This window comes from Gelidimonas diazotrophica, from assembly GCF_055694025.1.
The window spans coordinates 1-26,349 of the sequence record NZ_JBSYGK010000002.1 but is presented as its reverse complement, the minus strand read 5'-3'; the positions used below and the strand labels follow the sequence as shown (position 1 = coordinate 26,349).

Here is a 26,349-nt window from a genome sequence, read left to right as displayed (position 1 = left end):
GATTCACGTTTCTGTTTAACGTTGGTTTTGGTTAGGCGCTTGCTGGGGTTACAGCCCCGGCCTGCGCCGCTTTACAAAATGCCTTGCCCTGCTTGCCAGTTCCCGCGCTTTGGGCTTAATCTTTTGCATCGGTCATGCCTTCACTGCACCGGCGCGAAGCGCTTGCAACTCATCCATCAGTTCCTCATAGGTATTCACCGGCAACATGACGAATGCCGGCTTGTTATCGCGCATCACCACAAATTTGTCTTGTTCGCCATTCTGCAATCTATCGAAAATTGTTTTTGCGTTTCGCTGTATATCGGTCGCTGAAATCGCTTGGTCGGCGCGTTCGAGTAGCATAATAAGTCCTTTTTTGCTGTCAGTGAATTAATTATAATATGATAAAAGTCATATTATAATATGATTACACTCTCAACGCTTGAATACAAGAGTGCCGGCGCGAAGCGGCACTATCGGCGATCAGCCGACAGCTAACCTGACGGATTTGCCGACACGGGTCAGCATATCCACTAAGGCGTCAATCGTAAATTTGCTTACCTTGCGATTCACCACATCGGACACACGCGGCCGCGTAACGTGCAGGATCTCGGCCGCATCGTCTTGTTTCAGATGATTCTCCTTGATCCAGGCTGCCAACTCATCCATAAGCTGCTCTTTGAGTGCACGTGTGTCACTAATCCGCTTTTGCGATTCGACTTGGCAGCGCTCGGCCTCAGCCGGCGCAAAACCAAGCTCTGCAAACAGGTTCGTACCGGGCTTCGTGACGTGCCGGATTTTGGTGTCTATCTCGTTCATTTCTTTGCTTTCCTATCTCGCACCACGGCCCGATAACGGGCCTCGGCAATGTCCTTGTCGTGTTTCGATGTGGCTTCGGTCTTTTTCTGGAAGCAATGCAGGACGTAAATCGCTTCCTCGAATTTGGCTACATACATCACTCGGTAAATGCCGGACGCGTCCTTGATACGAATCTCGCGCGTGCCGGCCCCTGCATTAGAAAACGGCTTCCAGTCGTCGGGGTCTAGCCCCGCCTGCACTTTCCCCAACTGGAAACCAGCCTCGCGGCGCGGGTCATCGGGAAAGCTGAGAATGTCATCATAGGATGAGCCGATCCAACAAATTGCTTTTTCTTCTTCCATTGTATCAAATTTTATACACGAATCAATAACGCCCTAGCTTATCGGTTTACTGCGCGTTGAGCGAGTCGGCCGGGGCTGTAGTGGCCGCTGGGCTGGTTACAGGCGGGAGAAAGCCAGGGCGTGGCCATGCAGCTCGTCAATGAAGCCGTCGAGTGTGCCGCCTGCCAGATCCTCTAACAGTGCATAAGTGTAGGTCGCGTGCTCCAGCTCGCGCGCCTGGTGGTGGATTTCGCCTTGCATGGCATCGATCAGCGCCGCGCCGTTGGCCAGCGAAGCGGCCTGCCGTGCGTTATCGGCCTCTAGCGCGGTGATGCGACGGTACAGGCGCTCGTTTTCCTGCTGCAGCGCCAGCAGCTCGGTCGCCTGGTCGCCGGCGGCGGCCGTAGCTGATTCCAGCGCAGCGATACGCTGGTCGCGTGTCTCGATCGCGTCGATGAGCTTGGCCTGGTGGGCCAGATAGAAGTCGTTGGCGTGCACCAGCTCGACCAAATAATGGGCGCGGATCTTCTCGGTCTGCTGTTGCAAGTGCCGGTTGAAGTCGGCCATCAGCGCGTCGATGTGGGCGTCGTAGGCCTCGGCTAGCGTTTGGGTGCTGGCGTTGGTCTGCTGCAGCGTCTCGCGCGTTCTGGCCAGTGCCAGGGCTTGCATGCGGCTATATCGCTGCCAGTTGACGAGACTGTTTTCCAGGTCGCGGATCTCGCGGTTGGTCCGCTGCTGCGTTACCCAAACGCCGGCATAGTAATCCCCGCTGCTCATGAGTCAGCCGCCATCGCGCTAGCGGCCGCCGGTATGTGTCGGTACAGCGTGGCCACACTGACGCCGATCGAGGCCGCGACATCCTTAGGTGGCATCCCATCGGCCAGCAGCTTGCGTGCGGCCTCGGTCTTGCTTTCGGTCATTGAGGGCTTACGCCCGCCAGTGCGGCCGCGTTTCTTTGCCGCGGCCAGGCCAGCGCGGGTGCGTTCGATAATCAGCTCACGTTCCATTTGTGCCAGACTAGCCATGACGTGAAAAAAGAACCTGCCCGCAGGCGTGCTTGTGTCTATACCGTCGGTAAGACTGCGAAAGTTCACTCCCAGTTTTTCCAGCTCGGCAACAAAGTCGATCAGGTTCTTAACAGATCTTCCCAGCCGGTCGAGCTTCCACACCATCAGGGTGTCGCCGGCGCGAAGGTGCGAAAGTGCGCTGGCCAGCCCGAGCCGGTCTGCCTTGGCTCCACTCTGCTTGTCCTGGTAGATATGTTTCTTTTCACAGCCAGCGGCTGTGAGCGCGTCAAGCTGCAGGGCCAGCTCCTGATCTTGCCGTGACACTCGCGCGTAACCGATTAACATTGTTTAAATCCTTCGCAAAACTCGTTACCATCATTTTAAAATGAGAGATACAATTAAGAAAGGATTTTGAGAAATAAAAACAGCCCATTTCTGGGTTTTATTGGGCGAGCCTCACGCCTTATCGAAATCCACCGTTTATGAGAGACAAGACTGAATTTTGAAAGGCTGGGTCATGAGTACAACCTATGACAAAGATGTTGTTGCTTGGGCACAGGAGCAAGCCCGATTATTGCGTTCAGGCCAGTTTGCTGATTTGGACATTGAGCATATTGCAGATGAGATTGAGAGCGTAGGCAAAAGCGAACAACGTGAATTGGCGAGTAGGATGGCTGTTCTGCTCGCCCATTTGCTCAAGTGGGAATACCAACCGGATCGACGTTGTTCGAGTTGGGAGCGTGTCATCAAAGTGCAACGGGAGAGTATCGAACGCCGGATTCGCAAAACACCCAGTTTGAAGGAGTCGCTGTCTGATGTGGATTGGTGGGCAGATGCTTGGGGTGACGCCGTTGCGGCGGCATCGAAGGAAACAGGTATGGCGTACACGGATTTCCCGGAGGTTTGTCCATGGAATCAAGAGCAAGTCATGGTAGGGCCACGATAATGAACAAAGCGACAGAACGTAACAAGAGGAAAGCGGCTCGGCGACGCCGGGTGCGTCTGCGGGTGCGCCGGGACTACATTAAGCATTTAGTGGCCGATGAACGCGACGATGTGATTGATGGTTGGATCTCGGCCGTCCGTACCAATGGCGGCCGCCTGCCCGTCGGCATGGTGAATGATGCAGTGCTGGCTGCCCTCATCGAGCGTGCTGTACTGTTCCCGTTCAAGTTACTTGTGCGCGTGCAATATCTGCGCCTCTACACGGGGCACGGCTCCGCGCGGTCGTTGGGCTAGTAATTGTTTTTTCGATAAAACAGCCATTTTTATACAAACCGACAGCCTGTTATATGAAAGGGTGAGGATTCGGCGATTTTTAAGTGCCAATACGCCCCCATAAACATTCACCTTTCTAGCCCCACTGCAACGCACGCTATATCAAACGGTGGCAAATCGACTATTTTTAAGTGCAATACGCCCCATAAACATTCACTTTTCCTCTCAAAACATATTAAATTGCATTTTGATAGGAAAACGCAAACAGCTCTCGCCCGCTTTTCATTTCTGCCCCATAAACAGTCACCTTTCTAGCTACTGCAGCCCTTCTTGCTTGCTCCCCAAATATGCTTGTACGTCGGCGCAAGGATGTGGGAAAAAGTCTCGAATGTCCTGAAGTTGCCCGTTCAAATGGGTCGTTTGAAAATGTACCCAACTAACGAGACTGTGATAAATTTTATTTCCGAAACCACTTGCCTCAGTCCCGTACTGGATTTGCTGCCCACTTGGATCATCGCAGTTGGCTGGATCGCCCAAAGCATGGTAGGTGCGGCACATGATCGGACGCACCGGATAAATGCCACACTCGTTACCATCCTTGAGAAAAGGGCAGGATGTACGGTTTCCAGTCGTCAACTTCCCTTCGGCCGTGTGTGGAACGCCCGTCTTGACATAGATGTATTCCGCTTCAAAGGTTGTGATTTGCACGTCGAAATTGCAGCAATGAGAACATCCCTTGGCACATGTCGCAAACGATGAAATGAACGGCGCGAGAGTGTCCATATAACGGTATACAGCCTCTAATTTTTTAATGAGGTCGCTGGGGGCATTCAGGTACTCAAATAATTTAATAGTCATACGCGATAGTGAGCGGTACTGCCAGCTCAGCGAACCAAGCGCGCAGACGCGCGCTCAGCTCGGCACGCTTGATGATCACGCTGGGTGTCTCGTCCAACATGGGCCAGATATTCGATTGCACGAAAGCGCTGCATTTCGCCCGATCGAAATCTTGAATCTCTGCATAGAATTCATGGAGGCCATCCTCGGACGCCATGCCGATCGAAATCAGCTCGGTGTCGATAAAATCCGTAAATTCGGTATCGAGAAAGAGAAGCACGATTACATCCCCATTGCACGCCAATTGATTGTAGAGGCCGTGTAAGCCTCTAGGCGGTGCTTGCAAATCCACCAGGCCCGCCGTTCGTATTCGTTCGCCCAGCGGGCGATACGATGCATTGCGAGCTGGTCGGCATTGCTTACTTGGTCGGCCCGTGCCTTGATGATGGCGAGCGCCATTTGCTGTTTGCTGGCGAAGTGCTTAGAGCGGTTGCCGTTGGTGAATGCCATATCAAGCGCCTGATACAGTGCGCCCTCCCCGGCCAGAGCCAGATCGTCAAACGTACCCAAATCTACCGGACTGTCGTGGGTGGTGATGAGGTCATAAGCGGTTTCAGGCAGATCCAGATAAGCATAAGACAGTTGACGGCCGTCCACCACAGCACTATGCACCTGGGCGTAACGAGGGCCAAGCCCATGCAGCGTAAATAGCAGGTCGTCGAGCTGCACCCAATTACCGTGCCGGATTTGCGCGACTGCAGCAAGGCTATCAGGCGAATGCCAGCGATTCGTCATGATGCGCGCTCATTTTCTCAATTCCTCGTCGAGTTTGACATTCAGGGCGTCGATGAACTGGCGCGACTCCTGCGACACTGGCGGCAGCTTCGGGGTCTGTTTCACTTTTTTCGGCTCGGCAACAGGCTTGCGTTTTGCCTCGCGGGCCGACTTGGCGGCGGCCTTCTGTTTATGCGTCGGCTTCGCCGGTTCTTGCACTGCCGCCGGCTCTGGCTCTGGCACAGCCGTTGGCTTTGGTATTGGCGCCAATGCCGGTGCTGGTGTCGCTGCGACCGGTGCCGGGGTGCTAGCTGGCTGCTCCTGCTTTGATTGCGGCTCTACCTTCTTCTGGAAGGCAAAGACGTTACCAGCTACAGCGATGGCCAGTAGTGCGGTAATTAGACGGGTCATGATTTTTTAGTCTCGCGGGTCGTGCGAACGCTAACGCGCGGGTGCGTATCGTCCGTTTCGATGTTGATGGTGATAGCGCTCATCTTCTCGGCCGGCATTCCTGCCTTGATCGAGCGCACCAGGTAATCATGATCAATGCGCGGGGCAAATACCGTGATGGTCATAGGTTCCGATTGTTTGGCGGCAAACCGGCCGACTTTACCGAGTGCCACGGTCAGCCCCTGGTCGCGCGCCGTAATGCCGTCTGCCGGCAGCGGGGTATCGAGCGATGCCCCACGCCCGGACAGGCGAGCAAAAGTCTGCTGGGCTTTACCACCGAGTTGCGACAGTTCGGGTGGCATGTTGGCGCAGCCGGCAATGATGCCGGCTAACGCCGTGATGATGAGTCGTTTCACGGTGTTATCCCCTTAATTACTTTGCTGCGCGAGAGCTACGTCGATTTTCAAGTCCTTGGTATTCGGTTGTACGAATCCCTGGACACGCACGGGGTTGTGCTTCTTGGTCTTAGCCAGCTCGCCGGCAAACCATTTCTCAACCCGGCCTAGATCTTCTGCATTACGAGCGATGATGTCCACTTTCAACGGATCTGGACTGACGGCAACCGCGTTGGCTATGGCAAGTACGTTCATGCGCGCCAGCAACATAGCACCTGTGTCTGTTGGGTAGCTGAGAGCGTGTGAGCCGCGTGCAGCAATGGCAGATGTGTTCTGAATCTGCTCGGTCGGTGCAACGTCGGTCGCGTGGGCTACGCCCACAAACAGCAGGACAAGAATAATGGCAGAAAACTTTTGTTTGTTCATAATAACTCCCTATGGTGTAATAAAAGTAAGTGCATTAAGTGCATTTCCATCATTTAAAAATGCGGCAATGGATTCCGCACCCAGCCTTTCGGCCGGCCGTATTATTTATTTAAGTTCTATATTTAGACGATCAAGGCCCTGGTCAATTAGCTCTAGGATCAGGGTATTGATCGAGACTTGGCGGCCTCGGGTATTTTGTAAGGAGCCGGCCATTTTTGTCACTCTCGCGTGAAGCTCCGGCGGCATACGCAACGTAACGTATTTGATGCCGGATGCTTTCGCGTTTACATCGTCTTGGGGTGGCTTAGTCGTCATTTATATAGTCTTCGGGTTCGGTCATACTGGCCGGCGATGGGGCCAGTAAATTTTCAAAAAATGAGAGGTCGGTCGTGTTATCTACTGGCACTGGCGACGACGCAACAGCGGCCGCCTGCACAATAACAGGCTTACGCTGGGCTGCCCTCAAGCCTTTAGGTGATTTTTCAGCTTTGATCGCGTCTAGCTCTTGCTCACGATTCATTGCCTCTTGCACCATCATGTCGATGATCTCGGATCGTGGTGGATTCGGATTGGCCTTCACCTTCATTTCAAGACTTTCATGCACGCGCACGGCAGCATGGTTGTCTTGGCTGGGCTGTTCGCGCATAGCTATTACCTCGCGTGCGCCGTTTTCTGTTCCAGCTCGGCCTTATTGCCCAGCGCCTCGGTGCGCTGCTGCTGTCGCACGGACTCAATCTGATTTTCTCGGGTGTTCGCTTCCACAACCTGTTCTTTCAGCCAGGCGCTGGGTTCGACACCGTTGTGGCGCTGCGCGGACGCTTCACGGCGTTGCATTGCGCGATCGAGCGCCGGATTTTCCGACTGGCCTTGCTCGGCTTGCTGAGACTGCTCTTTTGCCGAATCGAACTGGTGATGTGATTCCCTCCCAATTTTGACGGAGGCCAGAGAATCTAGGTGTGGGTCACGCTGCTGGATCTGGCTTTGTGCTGTGTTATGTTTTTCCTTATTCAACCCCAACTGCAACTGCACCTCCTTTGGCACCATACCGTTTTTTTGGTCGTGCTGATGGAGTTGATTCGCTACCAAAGCTGCTTGCTCTTTGTGGTGATCAGCATTCTTTTTGGCCTCGCTGATCGACTTATCGGGGTAGCTGAGTTGGCGCTGTAGCTCCGCAACCTGGTTCCACGATTCCGCATGGTGATTGTGGAACTCGGTCGATTTCTGCAGCTCCATCCGCTCACGCTGTTCCGGAGCAGTCTTTGGATCAGTGATTTTGTCCGCGAGTTGCTGTTGGCGCTCGCGGAAAGCTCGTTCTTGAGTCAGCGCATGGTCGCCTGCGGTCGCTTCTGGGCCACCGACAACGGGAGCATTGTCACGGTGGGCGATAAAGCCGCTGGCCTTGTAAGCTTCCAGAGCCTGCTTGCCGGTTTTGATCTGCTCGGGCGTGCCGGTGGTGGCCAGTGGCTCGCGCGGAGCCGGGGGAAGGTCATTGCCCGCCGGCATGAGCTGATTCTGTCCGTGCGTCTCTTTCTTGGCCAACAGCCATTCTTGATAACGGGCGTGCTGCGCCTGCTGGGCCTGTTTGGTCAGCACGTCGCGCACTTGATGCTGCTCTTGCACCAAGTTGTCGGACACATCGCGCTGTTCGGCCAAGGCCTCGTGCGCCTGGTCAGCGTTACGCTGCAGCTCGTCGTTGCCAGTGCCAGCCATATTCGAGTCGGTCATGTTGTTTCTCCGTGGGAGGTACGAAAACGATCACGCCAGCACGTTGCTTTTCGATTATCCAACCATCATCTGGCAGACCAGCGAGTACTTCGAGCTGACAAAGAAAATCGACCATCTTATGCAGCCGCTCTATGATTCGGCGGTGCGTGATGATCTGCGGCAACGGTGAGTCGCCCGGGAACCGAAGATGATGCAGAGCATAGCGCCCTTCCATCGTTTCACCGATCAAGTTGATATAGTCACAGGCCAAGCTCGCAAGCTGGCGCGCTTCGTCTTCGTAGTAATCGAAATCGACGCCACACACGCACTGATGATCAATCCACGGGCTATATGTCATAACTCCATCAACTCTAGTGACTTCACAGACTTCATTATAACGCACTATGCAGTGAGTGCAATGACTTCATAAACAACAAAAACCAGGGCGAGACATTGCTGCCCGCCCTGCTTCTTATGGCCGCATGGATGGCCGGTGTTCCTCCTGCTCTTCATGCTGCTGTTGCTTGGCTTGGTGCTCCTGGGCATGCTGCACGTTCCAGTCAGCGATGTCTTTGATGCCAACCGGAGGGCGCATTTCCTCGACGCCCTCCGCTTTACCCCGGATCTGGATGATGGTATCCCGCTGCCTATCGTGGGCTTCCTGGGTATCTGCTTGTTTTTCAGAATCAATCTGACCGTCGGCTTTCATCTCATTGTCGTACCACGGCCGGACATGATCGGCGTTCTTAATAAGATCGCAAAGCTCCGAGTTATTCTGCCATTTCAAGGTTCGCGCGCCGCCAGTGATAATAGCGGTTGGAGGCTCCTTTCCTTCCCGTTTATACAGGTCACGCAAAGCCAGCGCATCGAAGCCGCCTTCAACGAAATGTACGTCTTTATCGTTGCCGCGCAGGATAGGCGGGAAAGTTTTGTCTGTGCTGGCGTAGCACATTTTAGTAGTCATCTCGTCGCCGATTTTCTCGGCCTTGATGAAGCGCGTTTCGGCGCTCCGGATCTTGCCTTCCTTATCGTGGCCAATGAACACGAGTCCGCGATGGTCGGCCTTGATGACGTTCTGCTCGCCTGCCTCGCGCAGCGTATCGTCGGAAATACCCCGACTTAGAGCGTATTGGTAAGCGTTCGCCCGTTGCTGCTTCGTTGCCTCATGGAGCTTGATTGCTGTGGCCACTGGATTGGGGCGAGCGCCCTTCTCCTGGGCCTTCCTCGTAGAGGCTGCAACCGTGGTCGGCTGACCGTAAGCAGTTGCCGACAACTGGATGCCGCTCAACTCTTCGACAGCCTGCCGATGCGTGATACCGATGTGCATTTGCGCGTAAGCGATCGCGTCCATGTACTCACGGTCGCCGTGGCTGCTATGTACCATCCAATTGCCATGCTGCGATTTGAAGATCCGATCTGTGTCGCCGCTACCGTGCGAGAATTTCCAGCTTGTGGTGCCATTCTTCTCGATCTTGATGCCACGATCAAGCAACCATGCTGGCAGATCAGCATCCTTGGCACGTTGCAAAGCTTCTTCGTAGCGGCGATTCTCTTCGTGTCTCTGTTGCTCGACTGATGACGTTTTACCGGGGCTGACGGTGGGTTGATCCATTAGTTTCTCCTTCTGCTTGGGTTGCTGAGTACGAGCGGCTTTGGTCTGCTCGATGGTGGCCCGCTTCTCGACTTCGAGTTGATGGCGGTATTCATTCAACAGTGGATTGGTAAACTCGACTTTCAGCCCGGCATCGACGGATACCTCGACAATTCTGCGCTGAAAATCCTCGTCGCCTCGTGCCTGGATTTTCGGGCCGAATTTCTGCAGCGCCAGGCGTAAGCCAGTTTCCAAAACTTCGCGGTCGTTGTCGTCCAATATCTTGACGGCGCGCGGCTCATCGCGCAATACGTCACGGCCGTTAAACTGATAGGTGACATCGCCGTTGAGGGCCACGCGGTGGGTGATTTTCTCGCCCTGGGCAATCGGATCTTCTCCCCGCCTGTGTTGTTCGGTTTCTGGCGCCGCTCCGGCTGTGAATTGCTTGGCCTGGTCGTCACGCTGCAGCGGCTCGATACGCTGCCGGCGCAGCTCGGCCAGCGCCAGCTCATCGCCTGCCTGAGCCCGCTGTTGCAGAAACACACGGAACAGCTCGCTTGCCTTCATGGTGTAAGTGGTTTTTAGCGCCAGGCGCTCGGCCTTAATCTGTTCTGATAGCGCTTTGTCGGCCTGCACCTTGTCCATGCGTGCGATCGACACGGAAGCGCGGCGCTCTGCGTGTTTATTCCCAGCGGCCGCGTTGATGCGTGCCTTTTCTTTCTGGAAGATCTGTCTGCTCTCGCTGAGACGGGCTAGTTCGCTAGTTTTCTGCTGCTCCCATGCCTGGGATTTATGCGCGACGTGTTCAACTTTCCATCCTTGGAAGTCCTGCCATAGAGCGCTGTGCTTGGGTTCCTTCCGGATCTCATGGGTTGGCTCATGGGCGAGCTGGGCCGCGTAGCACTCGCGCAAGATCGGCGCAGCCTCGGCCCATGGCAATCTCCGCTCAATGGTGAGGAAGTCAGAGACGTTGAGGTTCCGGTTACCGCATTTGATGCGGTCGCTGCCATCGTTGCCCTTGTTGACCTCGTACTTCTCCGGGATGACGCCGTGCGTCTTGGACAGATAGGCTAGTAACCAGCGTGCATCTAGGTTCCGCTTGATTTCCTGAAACTCTGAGAGTACTTCTGTTTGCTGCCTAATTTTCTCGGTTTGGGCCTCGGCCTGGTATTGGCCGATCACGTTATCGGCCGGTCGCTCTACTCGATCATCGGGCCATCGCATAGCACCAGCTTGTTCTGCTCGGCTGTGCTCCACGTGGTCGCGTACATCACCCTGCAATAGCATTTCACTTCTGTCGGCGAGGCGTACCACATCGAGTTCGGACAAGTTCCGCACACGACCTCGGGCGAAGGGCGGCGGTTCTCGTCCAATTGACTTAGCGTTATTCCGATTTTGCTCATGATCCAATCCTTTATGTTTGTTGTAGAAACGAGCCTCACGGCTAGCGAGAATCGTCAGCTTTTCATCACGCTTTGCTGCTTTATATTCACCGTAAGCCTTAGTGTTCCCGCTATTGAGATACTTGATTTCGTTAGCGCGGATTTCGTGCCACTCTCGCAATTTTTCGGTGATGTACTGAGGATCTTTTTTTGCAGTTTCGGCAATGATGTATTCAGCTTGGTATTTGGCGTTGAATAATCGTTCTTTTTTGGCGGTCGACAACTCGATAAATTCGCGTTTGAATGCGTTATCGTCTAACCGTATAAAGTCTTTTGCGCCTGGTACGCGGACTTTAAAGCAACCCTTATTCCTACCACCCATGACCTCAACAGTTCCAAAAGTAGAAACCAATTTTTTGAAGTCGTCGTAAGTTTCTATTTTTTGTGCAATGACAGCAGCGTGGATAGATTTGCGAAATACACGCTCCTGCGTCTTAAACATATCGCCCTTGTATCGCGATAACATATCAGCCGCATTCGTGAATTTAAAACGCGGATGGTCTTTTGGGCTAGCCAGTCCATATTTATTATTAATGTGCTCTTGAAAAGCATCAATGAAATCTATTTGCTGCTTAACAGAACCAAATAGACCGAGTTTATTACCTCGCGGCTTCTTTTCATTTATGGTAATAAGATTTACATTAGGAACGACGATATGAAGATGTGGTTTTCTCTCAAATGGCTTCCTAGTTTTATTATTAGGAAGGCTTGCAATTTTCGGAATATGCGCTTCTGCGTAAAAGCTATATTCATCGGAACCAAAAGCGGCGAAAGCAAAAATCTTGAAATCCTCAACGATATTAAGCAATACGTCGTCAGGAATATAATCTTCCTTAAATCCAATAGTAATGTGCTGATAACGTTCTGATGCCGGATCTAATATCTGAATGGTCTGATTAGTTGCATCATAATTACCAGCCAAAATCACACGATGATCCAATTGATCACGAGTAAAATACCGGCCTTCTTTCAGGCCGTCTTCAAGATACTTCATGATTCCGTCACTACCGCCGGTAATTTTAATCAGTGCCATTGACGGCCGCCTTCATCAGATAGGAAATTTGTTGAAGTTCCTGCAGAATGCCAAAATAGATACCCTCACGAACGAACCCAGCCTTATTGACCGAGTTAGCTGTCGCAGCGAGTTGGTTAAGGTTATTCGATGACTTATTGACCAGGAACACTAGCCGAGTTTTGTCGATACTGGGCTTCGACTTGGCAATGACGGTCGTCTGGTTGGTTAACACGTATCGACGGAAAAACTCGGATTGAGTCAATCCGCTAGCCTCAAACTTCGCTTTATACGCGGCGTGATCGGCCTCCGTCAGCCGAAAAGCCACCGTCTTTTTCAGCCCACCATCTACACTTTTAGGCCTCGCCATACACACCTCCTGTTGCCGATTTGATAGTTCTGTTGCCGCGTAGCGCGCACCTGGCGGCCGCGCAGCGCCGCTGGGGATTCAAAGGGGGCACCCCCTTTGGCACGGGATATTTTGCAAAACGCGTAGCGTTATTGCAAACATATCCGTCGTGCCTATGATAACGACAATAAATGTACTACGACAACAAAAACTAAGCAAGACAACTAAAAAACCACATAGAGGCAACTATATAGAAACAATAAAGCAACAAATAAGCGACATTGACAGCAAAATTCTGTTGACAGGTAACAAATTGACATACAGAATGGGAATAGATGGGCAACATTCATAATAATTTTGATAAAAGGAGGTTATTCGGTGACTGATGAAACCATCAAGTCGGCGCTACTATCCTTGACTGCGAAAACCACAACGGGCCAATTGCGCGAGATGCTGCCGTTGATCGAAACGAAGTTGGCAGCGGGAGTAAAGCACGAGGAGATATTGGAAGTGTTAAACGCTCACGGTCTGAATCTCACTCTGGGTTCATACAAAACGATGCTTTACAGGATCAGGCAACGGTCAAAACCGGACACTATCCCCCCTGCCCCAGTACAAGGCTCGAAGTTTGAAAAAGTTGATAAAGTAGTAAGTCAACAAAAGTCTCAGGTGCCAGTTGAGCGGGTAGAAGCAGTTGCAGGAAAGACGCGAACAGAAACCGTCTTAGGTAGCGAACCTCAAGAGTTTTCTTTTAAACAAATGCAAAAAAAGGATCAAAAATGAAAATCGTTATCTGCTCACTTGGCGGTAGTGTTGGGAAAACAACGGTTACGGCGCACATGCTCTGCCCGAGAATGCCCAAGGCTCGCGTGATAGCTGTTGATACAGCGAATATTACGGTGAAGCATTTCGGCATTGAAGCCGATGAATACAGTGGTGAAGAATTCACCAAACTGTATAAACAGCTAGTGCGCATGAATGACGCGATTATTGATGTTGGCGGCTCTAAAGAAGGCAAAGAGTTTTTGGCCGGAATGGATTGGATGGAAGGCCACGACGAAATCGACGCTTTTATTATTCCCGCAATGTCAGATGATAAAGACCAAAAAGCCGCGTTTAAAACAATTGAATTATTAATGGCGCAAGGCGTTTCCAAAGAAAAAATCAAAGTTATCTTTAACGGTGTTGCAAAAAACACGGTTGATGAATTCGATTACTTGCTCGGCGCATTAACCGTGCATCAAATTCCATTTTCTATTGAAACAACGATTTTCAAACATGCGTTATTCGACATTCTGAGCGTGCAGAAGCGCAGTTTAGAATCAATCTTGAACGACAAAACAAACTATAAGCAACTCGTTCAAAAATCTGAGGACGATTCCCAACTTGGCAAACTGATGGATTTGATGATCGCTCAAAAATCAGCTCCGAAAGTTAACGAAAACCTCGATACAGTGTTCGCTGCGCTCTTTCCGGTAAAGAAAGTGGAATCCGAAACGAAACGCGTTTCGGCGAAAGCATAAATCATGGACGCCAAAGCAAAAATGGAAGCGATGGGCGACGCGCGGACGAGAATCGAGATCCTTTATAAAATTATAGTTGGGGAAATTGACGGGCTGGTCGATCGAATTGAGGAAATGGATAGCAGAATCCCAGTCCTTGGGGAATCGATCAGCAGTCAAGCCACTCGCTTGGAAACTGTACTTGGCGAGCTGCAGCAAAACCTAGCCAGGTACGGCGCGAAAATCGATGTAATCAACAAAGAGAGCATTGAGCGTCTGCGTGTTGACGCCCAGGAGGAAATGACGAAGTACGCCGATAAGCTCTCTGAAGATCTAATCAAGGAAGTTGGCGATGTGGCTGAAGACATTGCAGCAACTGTGGAGCTACTTAAAAACGCATCTGGCAAGAGCGTCACAAGTTTGAACAATGCGATTATTGACTTCGGGAAAAAAATCAAGGCGTCAAATCCAGACTGGAGCGCGAAGCGCAAAGATTTTGCGTGGATTGGCGCAATGGCCGGGCTGGTTGGGGGCATTGTTGCGGCCGTAATCACTTCTGTTGTGCTCATAATGGCCAAACCGACGTCACCAGCCGCGCCGGTGACGCAAGGGCAATATCAACGGTCACAATAACCATTCCGTAAAGCAACAAAGTCTTAATACAGCATGATATGCTGTATGTGCATTCACTTCATTAACTTCAATCAGGGAGATTTGTTATGGAACAATGGCGAAAACTCGTGACGCCTGGCCATGTATGGGCAGCACGCCTCAACACGTTCACGTGGATTGGTGCCATGGTGCTCGGGCTGTTTGCATTGTCATTGGTACGGGACATTCACGGCAATACAACGGGGCTGGTCAAGCAGCTCGCGCAAGTAACACAGGAACCGCCGACCTGGTGGGAGCGATTCACCGCCTCACCCTGGAGCACTCTTAAAGGTGTGGCGTCCGGTGATGCACAGGCGGGGGAAAAGCCTCGCCCACGCCTCGCGGCCGACATGGCCATGATGATTATGCCTATGCCCCAATTACCACTGACGACCGAAAAACTGACCAAACCGACGGATCTCAAGATTTACATTGACGACAATGTAAAAGTCCTAAACGCAACCGGCAAGCTGTCGGGTGACTATCCCGTCTGTGACAAGCTCGACGACGTGCGCAAACCTTGGGTGAACAGTACGACCGGTCAGCCGGACATTCCGCGTTGCCTGGTTTCTGATTCGGGCGACACAATTTGGATGGCCTCGATCATCGGTGACGGTGGAACGTACAGCGTTACAGCTACACCGTGGCTGGCCGTGTTCCACAAGGGCAGTACCGGCAAATGGGTTTTCTATAACACCGACGGCATCGTACTGGCCTCGCGCGCCAAACTGCCGGGTTACAAAACCATCAATTTCGACATGATCCCGTACCAGGTAGCGCGCGATTTTCCATACCTGGTGGATAAGGAGAACAAGCATGAATAATCTACTCGATAGCGGCGGCTTCACTGGCGGCATCGGACTCGCATCGATTCTTGGCGCTGCACTGATGGTATTCCTTTTTTTACGCCTGACAGGTGTAGTCCAAGCAGGCCAATCGGTGTATCAAATCGGGCTTATCTTGCGCTTTGCTGCCGAAGCACCCGTGCGGCTCGCGATCAAGCCTTTGCTGTGGACGCTGTTCAAGATCCCATCCGGCAAGCGCATTGCTGATTTTTTATGGTTAAAGCTGACGGATGAGTCCCTAGATCGCTTCTTCGATCGCCGATTCCGCAACAGCGACGATGCTCTATTGCGTGGCGATATCGAGACAGTTGCGCGTGAACGTTACCCAGAAGCGAAATACCCGCACCTGTGGATGAGTGACATTCCAGAGGATCTGAAAAGGCCATTAGTCATCGACGGCCGCTTGCCAAATGGTGCGTCGCCGGCGTCGCTGGCGCCGGTTTTTATTGATACCGTGCTAGTAGGTCAGTCATATCGCAGAGCGGTGCTGGCGGCTGTATTTTGGGCCTTCGTGGGCTTTTTGGCATGGCATCCACAAACCTATCTTGGCAAAACACTCAAATCGGCCGTAGAGAAGGGAGAGGCGCGACAAAATGAGTCGATGGCAGCCCAGCGATCATCAGCCCGCGCGAATCCGGAAAACTTAGCATACCTGACGATGGGCGTGCAGCTTCGGCAGGACACATGGGACATGGACACGCTCAATGCCAAGGTGCGCGAGCAGGCGTCAACCCAACAGAAAATTATGGAGAACCGCCGTGATTCCATCATTGGCAGCGCACCAAATGGCACGATTACGGCGCTGCTGTTTGGCATTTTGGTGTTCCTCGGAACGTGGCGCGGTCTTGTGCGCGAAGCGGCCCAGCAGAAAATTGAACCATTGCGCCGGCAAAACAAGGAAGCGATTATCCATTGGAAGTATCGCCTCCCAGAGCGCGACATCCAGTATCGCGCTTACATGGCTCAGCTCAAAGTTTTGCACGAATTCGACAAAACTCCGCTAATCGACATTGGAGCCGCATCAGGTCTATTCCGCTTCCGTGGTCAACTCTCCGCTCCGGAGAAGGGGCAACCGATGCGTATGTCTCTCGGCGATCTAATGCAACACCTACTACTGCTCGGCGGGACGGGTGAGGGTAAAACACGCTCAATTATCTTACCGATCGTGAACCAGCTCCTGGCACTCCGCGCCGAAGCGAAGCAGGCCGGCCAGCCACGTCAAATTTCGTTCTATGCGACTGACGGCAAGGCAGTTCTATGGCGCGATATTAAGGAAGTCGCCGAAAAGGCCGGGCAAGGTGCCGATGTGCGCGTTATCGGTTGTAACGACGCCGCCGGCGAGTTCGGTGTTGATCTGCTGGAGGGCGTCGATCCGCAACTCCTCGCCGACATCATCCGATCGGTGATGCGGCAAACCAAAGGCGGGGAGGGTGGTGATTCTTCGTTCTGGCCTGACATGGCAAGCGATCTTCTGCGCAACTGCGCGGTCATCGCTCGTGCATGGGAATGCACCGATGACGGCGTGACACTAATCGGCAAGACCGGCGAACGGCTCTACAGCTTGGTGATGCTCTATCAAATGGCCCTCGATGACGAACTGCAGGAGCGCGCCGTCCGTGCTGTATTAGCCGCTCTCACCGATCCGGCTCAATGGCCGTATGTTGCCGAGTACGCCGGCGCGGAGCTGATGGATTCCATCCGCTACGTGCGCGGCCAATGGGTCAGGCTGGCCGATGCAACCAAGACCGGCATTACAGCGAACGTAACTAACGTGATGGCCCCGTTTGCCTCCAATGTGAAGCTGCGTACGTCCTTCGCCAGTGGCCGCAGTCAACGACTGATGAAGATCACCGACGTTTGGGGTTCGATTTCCTTGGTTAACGTGTCAAACCTGGAATATGGCGTTGCTGGTCGCATCGTCAATGTGATGCTGAAGACACTGCTCTACACCGAGGCGCGCAAGCGCGAGATGGCGAATCCAACGATCGGGCTGTCCGAAAAATTGCTGTTCATCGCTGACGAATTCCAGGATCTAATCACCGCCGATGTGGCGGGGATGTCCGATTCAAATTTCTGGAATGTGGCCCGCTCAACCGGCACGATCGGGTTCACCAGTTCGCAGGGTATGGCCAGCCTGGAGCAAGCCGTCGGCCGTATTGCGGCGGAAAACTTCGCCCTGCAAATGCGCAGCAAAATATTCCTGCGGGTGGAAGATCCCGCGACGATGGAATATGCCAAAAAACTCGCAGGTAAGACATTGCGCAGCTACACATTTGAGAGCAACCGCTACGAGTCGTTTGAGGCGTTGATAAGGGAAACCGGCGTCAATCCGCTGGAAACAGGGCCGGCACGTATCGTCGAGCTACCGAACAACTACGTCGCTGCGCTCGCGGCCGGCTGGTTCCAAGTTCACAAAGCCAGTTTGCCGATTTCGTTCGACACCTGGCGCGCGGCGGTGGACGTGGATTTGCGTTTCGTCCCAACGGGTTCGCTGGCCCATGCATCGAGCGAAGAGGCTTCGCTTTCTGCCAAGCAGGCTGCTTTCTGGCGGCAGGAAGACAAGACGCTGGCCTACATGAGCGAAGGCAACCACGAGGCCGAAGTGCTGCGCGATGAAGATATTATCAGTATGGGTCGTGCGCACGCCTATGTCTATCTCCAGCGAGCCGGCGCAACTCGGCAGGATCTCGCTGAAATAGGTTGAGTAATAAATGCATTAAAACGGCCGGGATTTTCCCTGCCGTTTTTAATGCCGGCGGGGTAGGGCGGATGCTTCGATATGACTTTCGTTTGACTATCAATTGTTATTATTGCGTATTATTTGTTATTTAAAATCAATGACTTACGTTTAAATTTAACTTGTATTTCTCAAAATAAACTCTCATACTTTGACTTATGCGAAAGGTAATTTTTGGCATCATCAAAAGCCGGCCTATCGCAAATACAATCATTTTTTTGAAAGAGCAAACATGAAAAAATTACTTTTAGTGGCGGCATGTGCGATCGGTTTTACCAGCACAATCACTTACGCTCAAGCTACTGAGTCCGGAGTTTTTGATGTACTCAAAGCCACTCATTATTCGGGGCTCCCCGTTGTTCCTGGTTTGCAAATCGTGTCGCCGCAATTTCTTCGTAATTCAGTCCTCAACGCGGACAAATTTAGCCCTGTCTTGGTCCAAGTCGATATTACCGTGATGGAAAATACTGACTGCACGGCACAGAGTACTGACGATAGTCGATTCGCAAAAATGCTGTCTGACGTAACCGAGGGCGATAAATTAAAAGCTGTTGCTTTCATCACGACGAACACCGGGTGTTTTCCTGAATTTGCAGCAGCAAAAAAGGCCTTGAAACTCGGTTATAAAAATATTCTTTTTACAAATTACTCGTATCCGGGAAACGCTGGTGGAATCAATACCCTGGCTAAACCGACGTTGGTTTATAACTTGTAAACCAAATTAGCGCATACAGATTGAACCGCAGCAGGAACGCCCACGGCTCACGCCCTGGGCGTTTTTTCTTGCCAGAGCTGATTCACCCGCCTTGACTGGTGACTTCCTGGTGGACGGTCGGGTAGATAAAGATGCGCTAAAACGGTCGGGTGAATCCCGGCCATTTTCTTTTGCAGGCGGGGAAGAACAGGCTAGTTAATATGACTTTCGTTTGAACATAAATTGTTATTATTTCGTATTATTTGTTATTTAAAATCAATGACTTACGTTGAAATTTCACTTGTTTTTTTCAAGAATAAAACGCATAATTTACTTATGCGAATGGTTTATGAGAAAGGTCTTTTTTAACATCAAAATACCGACCTATCGCGGATTCATCCCTTAACCAAAGTCCTTCAATTGTGGGAGTTAAAAATAATGCGAAAACTCAATCCATCCCTAGCCTGGGCCGGCCAAACAGCAGCCGGTTATGCAACACTTTTTTTTAGTGCATGGCTCCCGTTTGGCCTGCATCGAGTAGTGATGCGCCGCGCGGGTGGGTGGCTATTCCCGGCACTGTTTCTGCTAGGTGCGCTCGGCGCAGCGGGCTTCATATACCTGTCGCACTCGCCGCTGTGGGCGCTGCTTGTGGCCCCCTACATGCTGATACTGACAGGTGATGTTCTCTCGCTGTGGTCATGGAGCTGGCCGTTCGAGTGGACGCCGGCCGACAAGCTGCGTGAGTTGAATGCGCGTTACAGCCTGTCCTTGCGCCTGTCGGTGGGTGTGGTGCTTGCCGTGTTGCTGTGGCTGGGGGTGCATCATGGCTGAGAAAAAAGATAAAAAATCAGAATCGCCGTTCACGCGCGAAGCCAAAAGCTACGCGAAAACCGCCATCACGTTTGGCATATCCGATTTTGGCGAAACCGGTCAGCGCATCAAAAATATCGCTGCCAACTTACGAGCAAAGAAAGCGGCTCAGCGCGTCGAAACATTCAGCGAAGCGGTGGAGCGGCACCAACTAACAGAAAAAGGGATTCACGATCGGGCGGCACAAGTGAAAGCAACATCGGATTTAATTGGCCTGATAGCGGTGCTGGCCTTTGTCTTGTTGTTGGCCGCCGTTTATCTCGACTGGTCGTTTAGCATCGTGACACTGTTGTGTCTGGGCGCAGTCTGGGCGATCTGCCAAACACTGGTTTGGCGCTTCCGATATGACCAGATCCGCGCCCGCGAATTGTTTGGGTTCACCGATTGGCTACTCGGTCGCCGCACCGGAGAATTCAAATGAAAATCCTTCGTCTTCTACTCTGCCTGGTGGCGCTGCTGCCGGCATGGGCATTCGCCGATAGCAATGGTGTCAGCATGAATCAGTTCTCCCCGCCTGCCGGCGATGCGTCGGTTGGATTCCTGCGCGAAGCTTTCGGCAGCGTCGTGTCAATAATTTCGACGACTGGATCACCAGCAGGTACTAATACTGACACCGTGACGGCGGCCGGTTTCAAGATTTTTAACAGCGCAGTGCTGTTCCTGTCCATGCTATTCATGCTGTACACCACCATCAAGGGCACGGTGGACTCAGCACACGACGGCGAAATTCTCGGTAAGAAGATGTCTTCGATCTGGGTGCCGTTGCGATCAGTCGGCGGTACCGCATTCCTGCTCCCGCTCGGGAACGGTTTTTCGTTAATTCAAATCGGGGTGCTCTGGATTGCAATACAAGGGGCAGGCATGGGTGATGCGGTCTGGACGGCGATGATGGAAAAGCTAACGCAGGACAACATGATCGGTCGCCCGAATGTGCCTGATTCTCGGCCATTGGCGGCCAACATCCTGCGGTATGAAGTCTGCATGGCGGCGATGAACAAGCAGTTTCAGGATTCAGGCCGCGCCGATCGTATTCAAGTGTCCGAGACACAAAAAATTATCTTCAACACGGGCGAAATTGCCGGCGTAGGTACCGCTGCCGTACCTGTGCTGGGCGTGTTCGCACTGGCGTCGTCGATCAATAATTTACGGTACACGGTCAGCGAATATCAATGGTCAGCTACAGGAAACACCTACCAAAACGCGAACGTCTGCGGGGCACTGCACTGGACACAGAGTGAAGAATCAAGCGAGAGCAATGGCAACACAAAAGTAGACAAGGGGCCGATTCTGGCTGCACACAGCCAATCGGTGAAATCCATGATCGCCAGCTTGCGCCCGGTCGCCGAGCAAATCGTTGCTGGTAGCAAACCGGCTCCTGGTGCGGTTGACCAGGCTGCGTTTGCTTATGAGAACGCGCTGCGAGCTGGTGCGCAGACTGCCGTGCAGCAAAGCAACGATCGCGCGAAAACCGAGTTCATTCAGCTCGCGCAAGACGGTGGCTGGCTCTACGCTGGCACATACTACAATCAGATTGTGCGACTCAATGACGCTATGCAATCGGCAATTAACGCAATACCAACATCGGAACCAATCAGCATTGAGGACAAGGAGGCGAGGGAGACTTTACTGACGTATCAGGACGCGCTCTCTGTCGCTGACGAATACATAAAAAACCGTGCAAACTCTCCAAAATCAGCCTACGAACAAGAATGGAAATCGGCCTACAAAGATCCCGACGGGTCTGTGAAAGCCCCGAGGTCATGGGAAGACGTCAAAAAACTCTTGTCGCTGCCGGCGCTGGGTGCAATTCACCAAATGACGCAAGAAATTGGTGGTTCAAACCTAAGCCACATTAGCCAAATGAAGGCCGTGGGTGACACGATTACTGGAGCAGCATGGGGCATTGCCGGAACCATGTTTGTGGCCACAGGGTTCGCCAATTCTAACGGTATGAAACTTACCGTCGGTAACGTGTTCGACGTTGGTGCGGCGCTGTCGTCTATGTCCGGCATGGTCAGCACAATATTTAGCCTCTTGTTCATGGCTGGCCTTATCCTAGCTTTCTACGTTCCGATGATTCCGTACATCGCCTGGATCGTGGCGTGTATCAAATGGTTAGTTATGGTGGTTGAAAACGTCGTTGCGGCACCGATATTTGCTGCTGCGCATGTTCACCCAGACGGTGACGATGCAGTCGGGAAAGCTGGGCCGGGGTACATGATTATCCTGTCAACATTTTTGCGGCCGTGCCTGATGGTATTCGGTTTGATTTTCTCGATCACACTGGCTCAGCCGATCACCCACTTGGTCAATGCCACTTATATGATGGCGGTTGCTGGCTCAATGCACGATTCTTTCAACGGTCTGGGTGCGTTCGTTGCCTACTCGGTGCTTTACGCTTTCATCATGTCGATCGTCGTGCATGCTGTTTTTGGACTAATCAACTACATCCCTGACAATGTGCTGCGTTGGCTCGGCAACGCGGTCGGCGCAAATGGCATCGGCGATCAGGAAGGACATGAGGTTAAGCAGGTGTTTGCTGGTGTGGCGCGGCAAAGCTCTGGCAGTTTTGGTGGCGGTGGCGGAGGCGGTGGAAAAAGCGGCGCCAAACCGAACGGCCCTGGTGGTGGAACTGGTGGAACTGAAAAGGAGTCCCCGTCGAACAAGGAGCTGTTAGGAGGTTAACCGGATAGTCATCCTACATGCAGCAAAAAAGGCCTAGAACATCTAGGCTTTTTTGCTGAAGAGGCCGGATTTGGCATCGTGCGTATAGCCTCGATCTCCGTAGGCTTTAGTACGAGCCTCTTCAAACCGCTTCGCGGCCAAATCGTCACGCAATAGTGGATGATTCGGGTCCAGATCGGAAAGAGCTTTCCGCAAGGCGCGGACGTAATCAACCGCCACTTTCCGTTCAACATGCTCGTTGAGTTCAGCACGTTGCGCGTCGTTGAGCTTCGCCTCCAGCTTGTTGGAGTGGTCTTGCCAAGCGTTGTTATCGTTGGCACGCGCCGATCGCTCGCGCCTAGCGCCTTGCTGTTCGCCGTACTGAATATCACTCCAAGTCATAGCGTTTCTCCTTTGTTATGTCGATTAATTATGACACGCTGTTCAGCCTCAATCAGGCCTTTTCCCCTCCTTTTTCTTTACCAGTGCTAGCGACTTTCGTCGGCTTTTTAAGGTCAGCCGGCTTGAATGTCGCGAGCAATGCCGCATTCTGACTGATCGTGGCTTCGAGCTGGCCGCGCAGACTGGCGGAGGTTTCTCGGGCGACGGCGGTTTCCTCTCCAGCCTTCTTGGCATCGGCTCGCACTTCCTTCACTTGCCGGCGAGCATCCTCTAGTTCTCTAGCTGCGGCGTCCAGGCCGGCCTGTTGGGCCTGCACTTGAATCTTGGCGCTGGTAAGTTCCTGCACGGCCTGGTTGCCTTGCTTTTCTGCTTTCGTTGCTCGCTCTGTCATTGCTTCCAGCTTTGCCGTCAGCACGGCAGCTTGTTGCTCGGCAGCATCAGCCTTGTCCTTCACATCAGCAAGTGCAGCATCGAAGCGTTTGCGCTCTGCATCCAGTTCGGCGGCGGTGGCATGGGTCGCTTCCTGGGAGATATTTAAGGCGGCTTTCAGGTCGTCGGCCCGTTTTTCGATTTCCACAACTCGGGCTTCCGCTGTGCTGGCACGTTCTGCCATTGCTGCAAGGGCGGTCTGCACCTGGTCAAGTTTGGCGGCGGCTTCCTGGGCAGCGGCTGTAGCGGCTTTATCGAGCGCTTCCAGCGCTTCAGTTGCTGTGGACAGCTCAAGGGCTTGGCCCTCAAATGCCGTGGATAGTTCGTTACGCAACACATCGGCTTCGACGCGTTCGGCATCCCATGCGGCCTGCACATTTTTCAGGCTCTCGTTGGCGATTTCCTGCGCCTCATGCCACATAGACGCCAGTGCTGCAGCACTGGCTTGCTGGACGCGTTCTGGCACGGCCTGAGCTACCGGCTCAGCGGTCGCGGTTTGCATACGTCGCCACTCCTTCATCACTGCGCTGGCGTCGTTCATGTTGGTTTTTGAGATACGGCGAACGGCGTCAACGACCGGGAAGCTTACACGGCCAGAATCATTGAAAAGTTGGTCGGCTGCTGCGGTGATGCGGTCGCGTGTTTCTTGATTGATCTGCATTTTCATTCCCCTGGTTATATCCGGCTACTCAACCGATAAGAAATTATAACATAATAATAATAATAATAATAATAATAATATTATTATTATTATTATTATTATTATTATTTTCAACAAGGTAACAAATATTTGTACTGAACAACAGAGAAAACAGAACACAAAAACTTGCAATATGATGATAATCATATTATAATATGATTACAGTATGCAAAAGCGTGCTGCTTTTTAAGAAAAGGGGAACACGATGAAAACCACAGCTTTACTCCTGACATTCGCGCTGGCCAGCGTATCCGCATCCGCTATGGCCAATGTCGCACTTGAAGCAGCAAAGCAGAGTCCCAGCGCGCAGAAATGTCGAGCGGCCGGAGAGGAGGCTAAGAGAAATCCAAGTCCCTGTGTTGGTAACGATAGGGCATGTGCGATGAGAGTTCAACAAGAGATGAACGTGATGCTGCAGGCTTGCATCCGGGCGCTTGAAGAGCTGAATCCATTGCTCAATCCGGCGCTCTTACTAGATTAATTCAACGGTAAACATAGCGGCCGACAGTGGAGTGGTAGCCCCGCCGTCGGCCTAACACAACACAAACTATTAGGAGTTTATGTCATGTCTAAACCAATTTTATCCGATGTGCTGCTCGATGATTTGCTGACCGAAGCCGACCCCGAGTTGGAGCACAAGCCGGAAGTTTTCACCAGAGCGTTGCGAGCACTGCTGCGGCCGCTGCTCAACCAGGTGGTTAAGTCGTGCTGCACACCAGCGGATCTCCCGGCGGTAGTGGCTAAGATGCGGCACAAGGCGAGTGTCACAACAACAACGGAACAAGCCTTCGCGCTATTCGTGCAGGCTATCGCCGATACAGGCGAACTTGCTGTTGCTTAAAATGCGCGAGGTTAAACGCGCCCTAGCGCGTTTTCCTTAACCGGGCACAGCAGCAAGGTCAGTCGCACGATCAAAACGCGTCTACGAGCGTTTTGATGCCCCTAGCCGTGCTTTTCATTAACATTCCTCATCCCTACCCCTGTGCTTGCTAAACTGGTTTTGCGAAACGTCGATTAACGGTGCGGGGGCGATTTGAGTCTCATCGGCGCTTGCGCCGATTGTGCGAGCGCAGCGAAGACACAACCGCATGGTGAGATGCCCCAACGGGGCACCCCTGCGTTATATGGCGAGCGACGGCGCCGACCGGCGGCGCGTAGCCACGGCTAGACTGTCAATCAATCCGAGTTTGAGTTTTCCTTGTGCGCCGCGCAGCGGTGCAGTCTGGATTTGCTCTTGGTGTTGCTGTTGTAAAAGGTGTTGGTGTTTTCTTGGGGTACTGATTTTTGGTGTGGTGTACCCCGTCGTTTTGACTTTGTGGCGAAGTTATCCACAGATCGAAATTCAACTACTTGATAAAGACATACAAGCAAAGATACTAGGGGATTCACGTACCTCGCCGGAAAGCTATAGCTGGCGCGGGTTGCTACCGATTACACATACCTTTTTTGCTACCAATTACACATTTTCAGGCTACCGATTACACATGAACAACTTTTGAAAACAAGCCGCAAAGCCTTATGTTTCCTAGCTTTTTGGCCTTGCTACCGATTACACATGGAAAAGCTTAGTTATCCCCGAAAAAAAAGCCCATTAAATGGGCTTTGATTGATGTAAGGAGTGTTTTAGAACGCCTTGCTCGGGGTGTCCAGTTTGGAAAGCTTTGCCCCTTTCGTGTGGACAATATGCAAACGGCAAGGTGTCATTTTTAAGTGCTCTCCGGTGTCGTCTAAGTTGCCCTTTGCCTCTGGATAAAACAAAAGCACCTCTTTAAGGCGTGTCTTAAATTTGATTTTGAAGTTACTTAATCCTTTTATATCGTCCGCATAGCCGTTGCCAAACTGCTCTTTAAGTCCAATCCACGGTATTAGTGCCTGGCTGTGACCAGATACCCGCAAAACAAATATGCGATAAATAAGCCAGGTGTAAATATCCATTGCAAGCGGCGACTTACTTAACGCATGGTATACGCGCAAATCTATTGGGATAGGCCGGATTGCAACTGCTTTATAAAAATCATCGGTCAGGGTCAGTGTTGACTCCCAAAGGCTTTGCTGCTCTGGATTTTTATCGCTCCAAAAAACGAAACCGCGTGAGGTTATTTTTATATCTTCATAAGCCATTGCGTTAGTGGTCGCGTCGTGACTATCAATACTGATAACCGCCCTAGCTAGTGCAAGAGATTGTTTTTTCAGTCGTGCCAAGTCGCGTCCGTTGTAGTGCATTTCCAGTTTGCGGGAGAAATCGGCGGCGCTACGCCCAAGCTCAAGAATAGGGCTTTTTGTCCTTACCGCTTCGGTGCTCATCCAGGCCAATACAATGCGCGGGATGGTGCCGAACGGTACGCCGTATGATTTATGGCCGCGCACTGCCAGCGACAATTTGCCACTGGTGCGCTCGTAATACAGTGTCTTGGGGTCGGTATGAGGCAATGTGACTTGGGCCAATGTCCGCGCCATGAAGCCGAGCGCTCCAGCTGATCGCGCTTCTTCCTGTTCGATTTGCAACGCTTCATCAATCAAATTGCGTTGACGTGGGGTCAGTTCCATATGGATACTGCTTTCACCTGTAGAGGTACTATCTGTTTTAGCCAT

Annotated in this window: 32 protein-coding genes; 13 read left to right on the top strand and 19 right to left on the bottom strand. The window is 52.2% G+C overall.

The genetic code is table 11. The features are described 5' to 3' along the window. Window positions 1–132 precede the first annotated feature (132 nt). From KGFNPO_RS17890 to KGFNPO_RS17870, 5 genes are all read right to left on the bottom strand, one after another. Window positions 133–342, bottom strand: coding sequence for a type II toxin-antitoxin system Phd/YefM family antitoxin (locus tag KGFNPO_RS17890; protein ID WP_472615925.1), 210 nt, complete (start codon window positions 340–342; stop codon window positions 133–135). A 120-nt stretch (window positions 343–462) separates the two neighbouring features. After that, window positions 463–798: a helix-turn-helix domain-containing protein gene (locus tag KGFNPO_RS17885; protein ID WP_472615924.1), complete on the bottom strand. Its 336-nt coding sequence runs from the start codon at window positions 796–798 to the stop codon at window positions 463–465. Further along, complete coding sequence (locus tag KGFNPO_RS17880; protein WP_472615923.1) at window positions 795–1,139, bottom strand: type II toxin-antitoxin system RelE/ParE family toxin; 345 nt, start codon at window positions 1,137–1,139, stop codon at window positions 795–797. The genes KGFNPO_RS17885 and KGFNPO_RS17880 overlap by 4 nt, the downstream gene beginning before the upstream one ends. A 96-nt stretch (window positions 1,140–1,235) precedes the next feature. Further along, complete coding sequence (locus KGFNPO_RS17875; protein ID WP_472615922.1) at window positions 1,236–1,895, bottom strand: hypothetical protein; 660 nt, start codon at window positions 1,893–1,895, stop codon at window positions 1,236–1,238. Then, complete coding sequence (locus KGFNPO_RS17870) at window positions 1,892–2,470, bottom strand: recombinase family protein (RefSeq protein ID WP_472615921.1); 579 nt, start codon at window positions 2,468–2,470, stop codon at window positions 1,892–1,894. The genes KGFNPO_RS17875 and KGFNPO_RS17870 overlap by 4 nt, the downstream gene beginning before the upstream one ends. Window positions 2,471–2,642: 172 nt before the next feature. Here KGFNPO_RS17870 and KGFNPO_RS17865 point away from each other — a divergent pair, with 172 nt between their 5' ends. Continuing rightward, window positions 2,643–3,071 carry a DUF29 domain-containing protein gene (locus tag KGFNPO_RS17865; RefSeq protein ID WP_472615920.1) on the top strand — a complete coding sequence of 143 codons (429 nt, stop codon included), beginning with the start codon at window positions 2,643–2,645 and terminating at the stop codon, window positions 3,069–3,071. Then, window positions 3,071–3,364 carry a hypothetical protein gene (locus KGFNPO_RS17860; RefSeq protein WP_472615919.1) on the top strand — a complete coding sequence of 98 codons (294 nt, stop codon included), beginning with the start codon at window positions 3,071–3,073 and terminating at the stop codon, window positions 3,362–3,364. The genes KGFNPO_RS17865 and KGFNPO_RS17860 overlap by 1 nt, the downstream gene beginning before the upstream one ends. Window positions 3,365–3,658: 294 nt before the next feature. Here the strand turns inward: KGFNPO_RS17860 and KGFNPO_RS17855 are convergent, their stop codons facing one another. From KGFNPO_RS17855 to KGFNPO_RS17805, 11 genes are all read right to left on the bottom strand, one after another. Further along, on the bottom strand, window positions 3,659–4,201 hold the full coding sequence (locus KGFNPO_RS17855; protein WP_472615918.1) for a YkgJ family cysteine cluster protein: 543 nt from the start codon (window positions 4,199–4,201) through the stop codon (window positions 3,659–3,661). Next, entirely contained in the window at window positions 4,191–4,460 is a 270-nt protein-coding gene (locus KGFNPO_RS17850) for a hypothetical protein (RefSeq protein ID WP_472615917.1), read from the bottom strand. Before KGFNPO_RS17850 ends, KGFNPO_RS17855 begins: the two co-directional genes overlap by 11 nt. Window positions 4,461–4,462: 2 nt before the next feature. Continuing rightward, the gene (locus KGFNPO_RS17845) at window positions 4,463–4,975 is read right to left on the bottom strand and encodes a hypothetical protein (RefSeq protein WP_472615916.1); all 513 of its coding nucleotides are present in this window, start codon (window positions 4,973–4,975) and stop codon (window positions 4,463–4,465) included. A gap of 9 nt (window positions 4,976–4,984) precedes the next feature. Next, complete coding sequence (locus KGFNPO_RS17840; RefSeq protein ID WP_472615915.1) at window positions 4,985–5,365, bottom strand: hypothetical protein; 381 nt, start codon at window positions 5,363–5,365, stop codon at window positions 4,985–4,987. Continuing rightward, window positions 5,362–5,760 carry a hypothetical protein gene (locus KGFNPO_RS17835; protein WP_472615914.1) on the bottom strand — a complete coding sequence of 133 codons (399 nt, stop codon included), beginning with the start codon at window positions 5,758–5,760 and terminating at the stop codon, window positions 5,362–5,364. Before KGFNPO_RS17835 ends, KGFNPO_RS17840 begins: the two co-directional genes overlap by 4 nt. 12 nt (window positions 5,761–5,772) lie before the next feature. After that, window positions 5,773–6,165 (bottom strand): hypothetical protein, encoded by a 393-nt coding sequence (locus KGFNPO_RS17830; RefSeq protein WP_472615913.1) that lies wholly within the window; start codon window positions 6,163–6,165, stop codon window positions 5,773–5,775. 304 nt (window positions 6,166–6,469) lie between these two features. Further along, window positions 6,470–6,811, bottom strand: a complete 342-nt coding sequence (locus KGFNPO_RS17825; RefSeq protein ID WP_472615912.1) for a hypothetical protein — start codon at window positions 6,809–6,811, stop codon at window positions 6,470–6,472. A gap of 5 nt (window positions 6,812–6,816) precedes the next feature. Next, the gene (locus KGFNPO_RS17820; RefSeq protein WP_472615911.1) at window positions 6,817–7,890 is read right to left on the bottom strand and encodes a hypothetical protein; all 1,074 of its coding nucleotides are present in this window, start codon (window positions 7,888–7,890) and stop codon (window positions 6,817–6,819) included. Then, window positions 7,841–8,227, bottom strand: a complete 387-nt coding sequence (locus KGFNPO_RS17815) for a hypothetical protein (RefSeq protein WP_472615910.1) — start codon at window positions 8,225–8,227, stop codon at window positions 7,841–7,843. The genes KGFNPO_RS17820 and KGFNPO_RS17815 overlap by 50 nt, the downstream gene beginning before the upstream one ends. Before the next feature lie 114 nt (window positions 8,228–8,341). Further along, the gene (locus KGFNPO_RS17810; protein WP_472615909.1) at window positions 8,342–11,935 is read right to left on the bottom strand and encodes an LPD7 domain-containing protein; all 3,594 of its coding nucleotides are present in this window, start codon (window positions 11,933–11,935) and stop codon (window positions 8,342–8,344) included. Beyond that, entirely contained in the window at window positions 11,922–12,284 is a 363-nt protein-coding gene (locus KGFNPO_RS17805) for a plasmid mobilization protein (RefSeq protein ID WP_472615908.1), read from the bottom strand. Before KGFNPO_RS17805 ends, KGFNPO_RS17810 begins: the two co-directional genes overlap by 14 nt. A 357-nt stretch (window positions 12,285–12,641) precedes the next feature. On the opposite strand from KGFNPO_RS17805, the gene KGFNPO_RS17800 reads away from it, so the two are divergent. The 9 genes from KGFNPO_RS17800 to KGFNPO_RS17760 all read left to right on the top strand — a co-directional run bounded on the left by KGFNPO_RS17800 (window position 12,642) and on the right by KGFNPO_RS17760 (window position 22,247). After that, window positions 12,642–13,046, top strand: coding sequence for a hypothetical protein (locus KGFNPO_RS17800; protein ID WP_472615907.1), 405 nt, complete (start codon window positions 12,642–12,644; stop codon window positions 13,044–13,046). After that, window positions 13,043–13,786, top strand: a complete 744-nt coding sequence (locus KGFNPO_RS17795) for a hypothetical protein (protein ID WP_472615938.1) — start codon at window positions 13,043–13,045, stop codon at window positions 13,784–13,786. Before KGFNPO_RS17800 ends, KGFNPO_RS17795 begins: the two co-directional genes overlap by 4 nt. Before the next feature lie 3 nt (window positions 13,787–13,789). Next, complete coding sequence (locus KGFNPO_RS17790; protein WP_472615937.1) at window positions 13,790–14,398, top strand: hypothetical protein; 609 nt, start codon at window positions 13,790–13,792, stop codon at window positions 14,396–14,398. An 86-nt stretch (window positions 14,399–14,484) separates the two neighbouring features. Then, window positions 14,485–15,240: a hypothetical protein gene (locus tag KGFNPO_RS17785; protein WP_472615936.1), complete on the top strand. Its 756-nt coding sequence runs from the start codon at window positions 14,485–14,487 to the stop codon at window positions 15,238–15,240. Then, the gene (locus KGFNPO_RS17780; RefSeq protein WP_472615935.1) at window positions 15,233–17,965 is read left to right on the top strand and encodes a TraM recognition domain-containing protein; all 2,733 of its coding nucleotides are present in this window, start codon (window positions 15,233–15,235) and stop codon (window positions 17,963–17,965) included. Before KGFNPO_RS17785 ends, KGFNPO_RS17780 begins: the two co-directional genes overlap by 8 nt. A gap of 265 nt (window positions 17,966–18,230) precedes the next feature. Continuing rightward, window positions 18,231–18,713: a hypothetical protein gene (locus KGFNPO_RS17775; protein WP_472615934.1), complete on the top strand. Its 483-nt coding sequence runs from the start codon at window positions 18,231–18,233 to the stop codon at window positions 18,711–18,713. Window positions 18,714–19,130: 417 nt separating this feature from the next. Continuing rightward, window positions 19,131–19,523 (top strand): hypothetical protein, encoded by a 393-nt coding sequence (locus KGFNPO_RS17770; protein WP_472615933.1) that lies wholly within the window; start codon window positions 19,131–19,133, stop codon window positions 19,521–19,523. After that, on the top strand, window positions 19,516–19,983 hold the full coding sequence (locus KGFNPO_RS17765; protein ID WP_472615932.1) for a hypothetical protein: 468 nt from the start codon (window positions 19,516–19,518) through the stop codon (window positions 19,981–19,983). Before KGFNPO_RS17770 ends, KGFNPO_RS17765 begins: the two co-directional genes overlap by 8 nt. Next, a complete protein-coding gene (locus KGFNPO_RS17760; protein ID WP_472615931.1) occupies window positions 19,980–22,247 on the top strand; it encodes a DotA/TraY family protein in 2,268 nt (755 codons plus the stop codon). Before KGFNPO_RS17765 ends, KGFNPO_RS17760 begins: the two co-directional genes overlap by 4 nt. Before the next feature lie 42 nt (window positions 22,248–22,289). Here KGFNPO_RS17760 and KGFNPO_RS17755 read toward each other — a convergent pair whose 3' ends face one another. Continuing rightward, window positions 22,290–22,628, bottom strand: a complete 339-nt coding sequence (locus KGFNPO_RS17755; protein ID WP_472615930.1) for a hypothetical protein — start codon at window positions 22,626–22,628, stop codon at window positions 22,290–22,292. 52 nt (window positions 22,629–22,680) lie between these two features. Continuing rightward, window positions 22,681–23,718, bottom strand: a complete 1,038-nt coding sequence (locus KGFNPO_RS17750; protein ID WP_472615929.1) for a DNA-binding protein — start codon at window positions 23,716–23,718, stop codon at window positions 22,681–22,683. 244 nt (window positions 23,719–23,962) lie between these two features. On the opposite strand from KGFNPO_RS17750, the gene KGFNPO_RS17745 reads away from it, so the two are divergent. Together KGFNPO_RS17745 and KGFNPO_RS17740 are read left to right on the top strand one after the other, a co-directional pair. Beyond that, window positions 23,963–24,238 (top strand): hypothetical protein, encoded by a 276-nt coding sequence (locus KGFNPO_RS17745; RefSeq protein WP_472615928.1) that lies wholly within the window; start codon window positions 23,963–23,965, stop codon window positions 24,236–24,238. Window positions 24,239–24,322: 84 nt separating this feature from the next. Beyond that, a complete protein-coding gene (locus tag KGFNPO_RS17740) occupies window positions 24,323–24,598 on the top strand; it encodes a hypothetical protein (RefSeq protein WP_472615927.1) in 276 nt (91 codons plus the stop codon). 782 nt (window positions 24,599–25,380) lie between these two features. On the opposite strand, the gene KGFNPO_RS17735 is transcribed toward KGFNPO_RS17740, so the two are convergent. Further along, complete coding sequence (locus tag KGFNPO_RS17735) at window positions 25,381–26,349, bottom strand: replication protein RepA (RefSeq protein ID WP_472615926.1); 969 nt, start codon at window positions 26,347–26,349, stop codon at window positions 25,381–25,383.

Excerpts from the sequence above, each read along its gene's own strand:
- KGFNPO_RS17890 (WP_472615925.1), bottom strand. The coding sequence starts at position 342 with ATGCTACTCGAACGCGCCGACCAAGCGATTTCAGCGACCGATATACAG.
- KGFNPO_RS17885 (WP_472615924.1), bottom strand. The coding sequence starts at position 798 with ATGAACGAGATAGACACCAAAATCCGGCACGTCACGAAGCCCGGTACG.
- KGFNPO_RS17880 (WP_472615923.1), bottom strand. The coding sequence starts at position 1,139 with ATGGAAGAAGAAAAAGCAATTTGTTGGATCGGCTCATCCTATGATGAC.
- KGFNPO_RS17875 (WP_472615922.1), bottom strand. The coding sequence starts at position 1,895 with ATGAGCAGCGGGGATTACTATGCCGGCGTTTGGGTAACGCAGCAGCGG.
- KGFNPO_RS17870 (WP_472615921.1), bottom strand. The coding sequence starts at position 2,470 with ATGTTAATCGGTTACGCGCGAGTGTCACGGCAAGATCAGGAGCTGGCC.
- KGFNPO_RS17865 (WP_472615920.1), top strand. The coding sequence starts at position 2,643 with ATGAGTACAACCTATGACAAAGATGTTGTTGCTTGGGCACAGGAGCAA.
- KGFNPO_RS17860 (WP_472615919.1), top strand. The coding sequence starts at position 3,071 with ATGAACAAAGCGACAGAACGTAACAAGAGGAAAGCGGCTCGGCGACGC.
- KGFNPO_RS17855 (WP_472615918.1), bottom strand. The coding sequence starts at position 4,201 with ATGACTATTAAATTATTTGAGTACCTGAATGCCCCCAGCGACCTCATT.
- KGFNPO_RS17845 (WP_472615916.1), bottom strand. The coding sequence starts at position 4,975 with ATGACGAATCGCTGGCATTCGCCTGATAGCCTTGCTGCAGTCGCGCAA.
- KGFNPO_RS17840 (WP_472615915.1), bottom strand. The coding sequence starts at position 5,365 with ATGACCCGTCTAATTACCGCACTACTGGCCATCGCTGTAGCTGGTAAC.
- KGFNPO_RS17830 (WP_472615913.1), bottom strand. The coding sequence starts at position 6,165 with ATGAACAAACAAAAGTTTTCTGCCATTATTCTTGTCCTGCTGTTTGTG.
- KGFNPO_RS17825 (WP_472615912.1), bottom strand. The coding sequence starts at position 6,811 with ATGCGCGAACAGCCCAGCCAAGACAACCATGCTGCCGTGCGCGTGCAT.
- KGFNPO_RS17820 (WP_472615911.1), bottom strand. The coding sequence starts at position 7,890 with ATGACCGACTCGAATATGGCTGGCACTGGCAACGACGAGCTGCAGCGT.
- KGFNPO_RS17815 (WP_472615910.1), bottom strand. The coding sequence starts at position 8,227 with ATGACATATAGCCCGTGGATTGATCATCAGTGCGTGTGTGGCGTCGAT.
- KGFNPO_RS17810 (WP_472615909.1), bottom strand. The coding sequence starts at position 11,935 with ATGGCACTGATTAAAATTACCGGCGGTAGTGACGGAATCATGAAGTAT.
- KGFNPO_RS17805 (WP_472615908.1), bottom strand. The coding sequence starts at position 12,284 with ATGGCGAGGCCTAAAAGTGTAGATGGTGGGCTGAAAAAGACGGTGGCT.
- KGFNPO_RS17795 (WP_472615938.1), top strand. The coding sequence starts at position 13,043 with ATGAAAATCGTTATCTGCTCACTTGGCGGTAGTGTTGGGAAAACAACG.
- KGFNPO_RS17790 (WP_472615937.1), top strand. The coding sequence starts at position 13,790 with ATGGACGCCAAAGCAAAAATGGAAGCGATGGGCGACGCGCGGACGAGA.
- KGFNPO_RS17785 (WP_472615936.1), top strand. The coding sequence starts at position 14,485 with ATGGAACAATGGCGAAAACTCGTGACGCCTGGCCATGTATGGGCAGCA.
- KGFNPO_RS17780 (WP_472615935.1), top strand. The coding sequence starts at position 15,233 with ATGAATAATCTACTCGATAGCGGCGGCTTCACTGGCGGCATCGGACTC.
- KGFNPO_RS17775 (WP_472615934.1), top strand. The coding sequence starts at position 18,231 with ATGAAAAAATTACTTTTAGTGGCGGCATGTGCGATCGGTTTTACCAGC.
- KGFNPO_RS17770 (WP_472615933.1), top strand. The coding sequence starts at position 19,131 with ATGCGAAAACTCAATCCATCCCTAGCCTGGGCCGGCCAAACAGCAGCC.
- KGFNPO_RS17765 (WP_472615932.1), top strand. The coding sequence starts at position 19,516 with ATGGCTGAGAAAAAAGATAAAAAATCAGAATCGCCGTTCACGCGCGAA.
- KGFNPO_RS17760 (WP_472615931.1), top strand. The coding sequence starts at position 19,980 with ATGAAAATCCTTCGTCTTCTACTCTGCCTGGTGGCGCTGCTGCCGGCA.
- KGFNPO_RS17755 (WP_472615930.1), bottom strand. The coding sequence starts at position 22,628 with ATGACTTGGAGTGATATTCAGTACGGCGAACAGCAAGGCGCTAGGCGC.
- KGFNPO_RS17750 (WP_472615929.1), bottom strand. The coding sequence starts at position 23,718 with ATGCAGATCAATCAAGAAACACGCGACCGCATCACCGCAGCAGCCGAC.
- KGFNPO_RS17745 (WP_472615928.1), top strand. The coding sequence starts at position 23,963 with ATGAAAACCACAGCTTTACTCCTGACATTCGCGCTGGCCAGCGTATCC.
- KGFNPO_RS17740 (WP_472615927.1), top strand. The coding sequence starts at position 24,323 with ATGTCTAAACCAATTTTATCCGATGTGCTGCTCGATGATTTGCTGACC.
- KGFNPO_RS17735 (WP_472615926.1), bottom strand. The coding sequence starts at position 26,349 with ATGGCTAAAACAGATAGTACCTCTACAGGTGAAAGCAGTATCCATATG.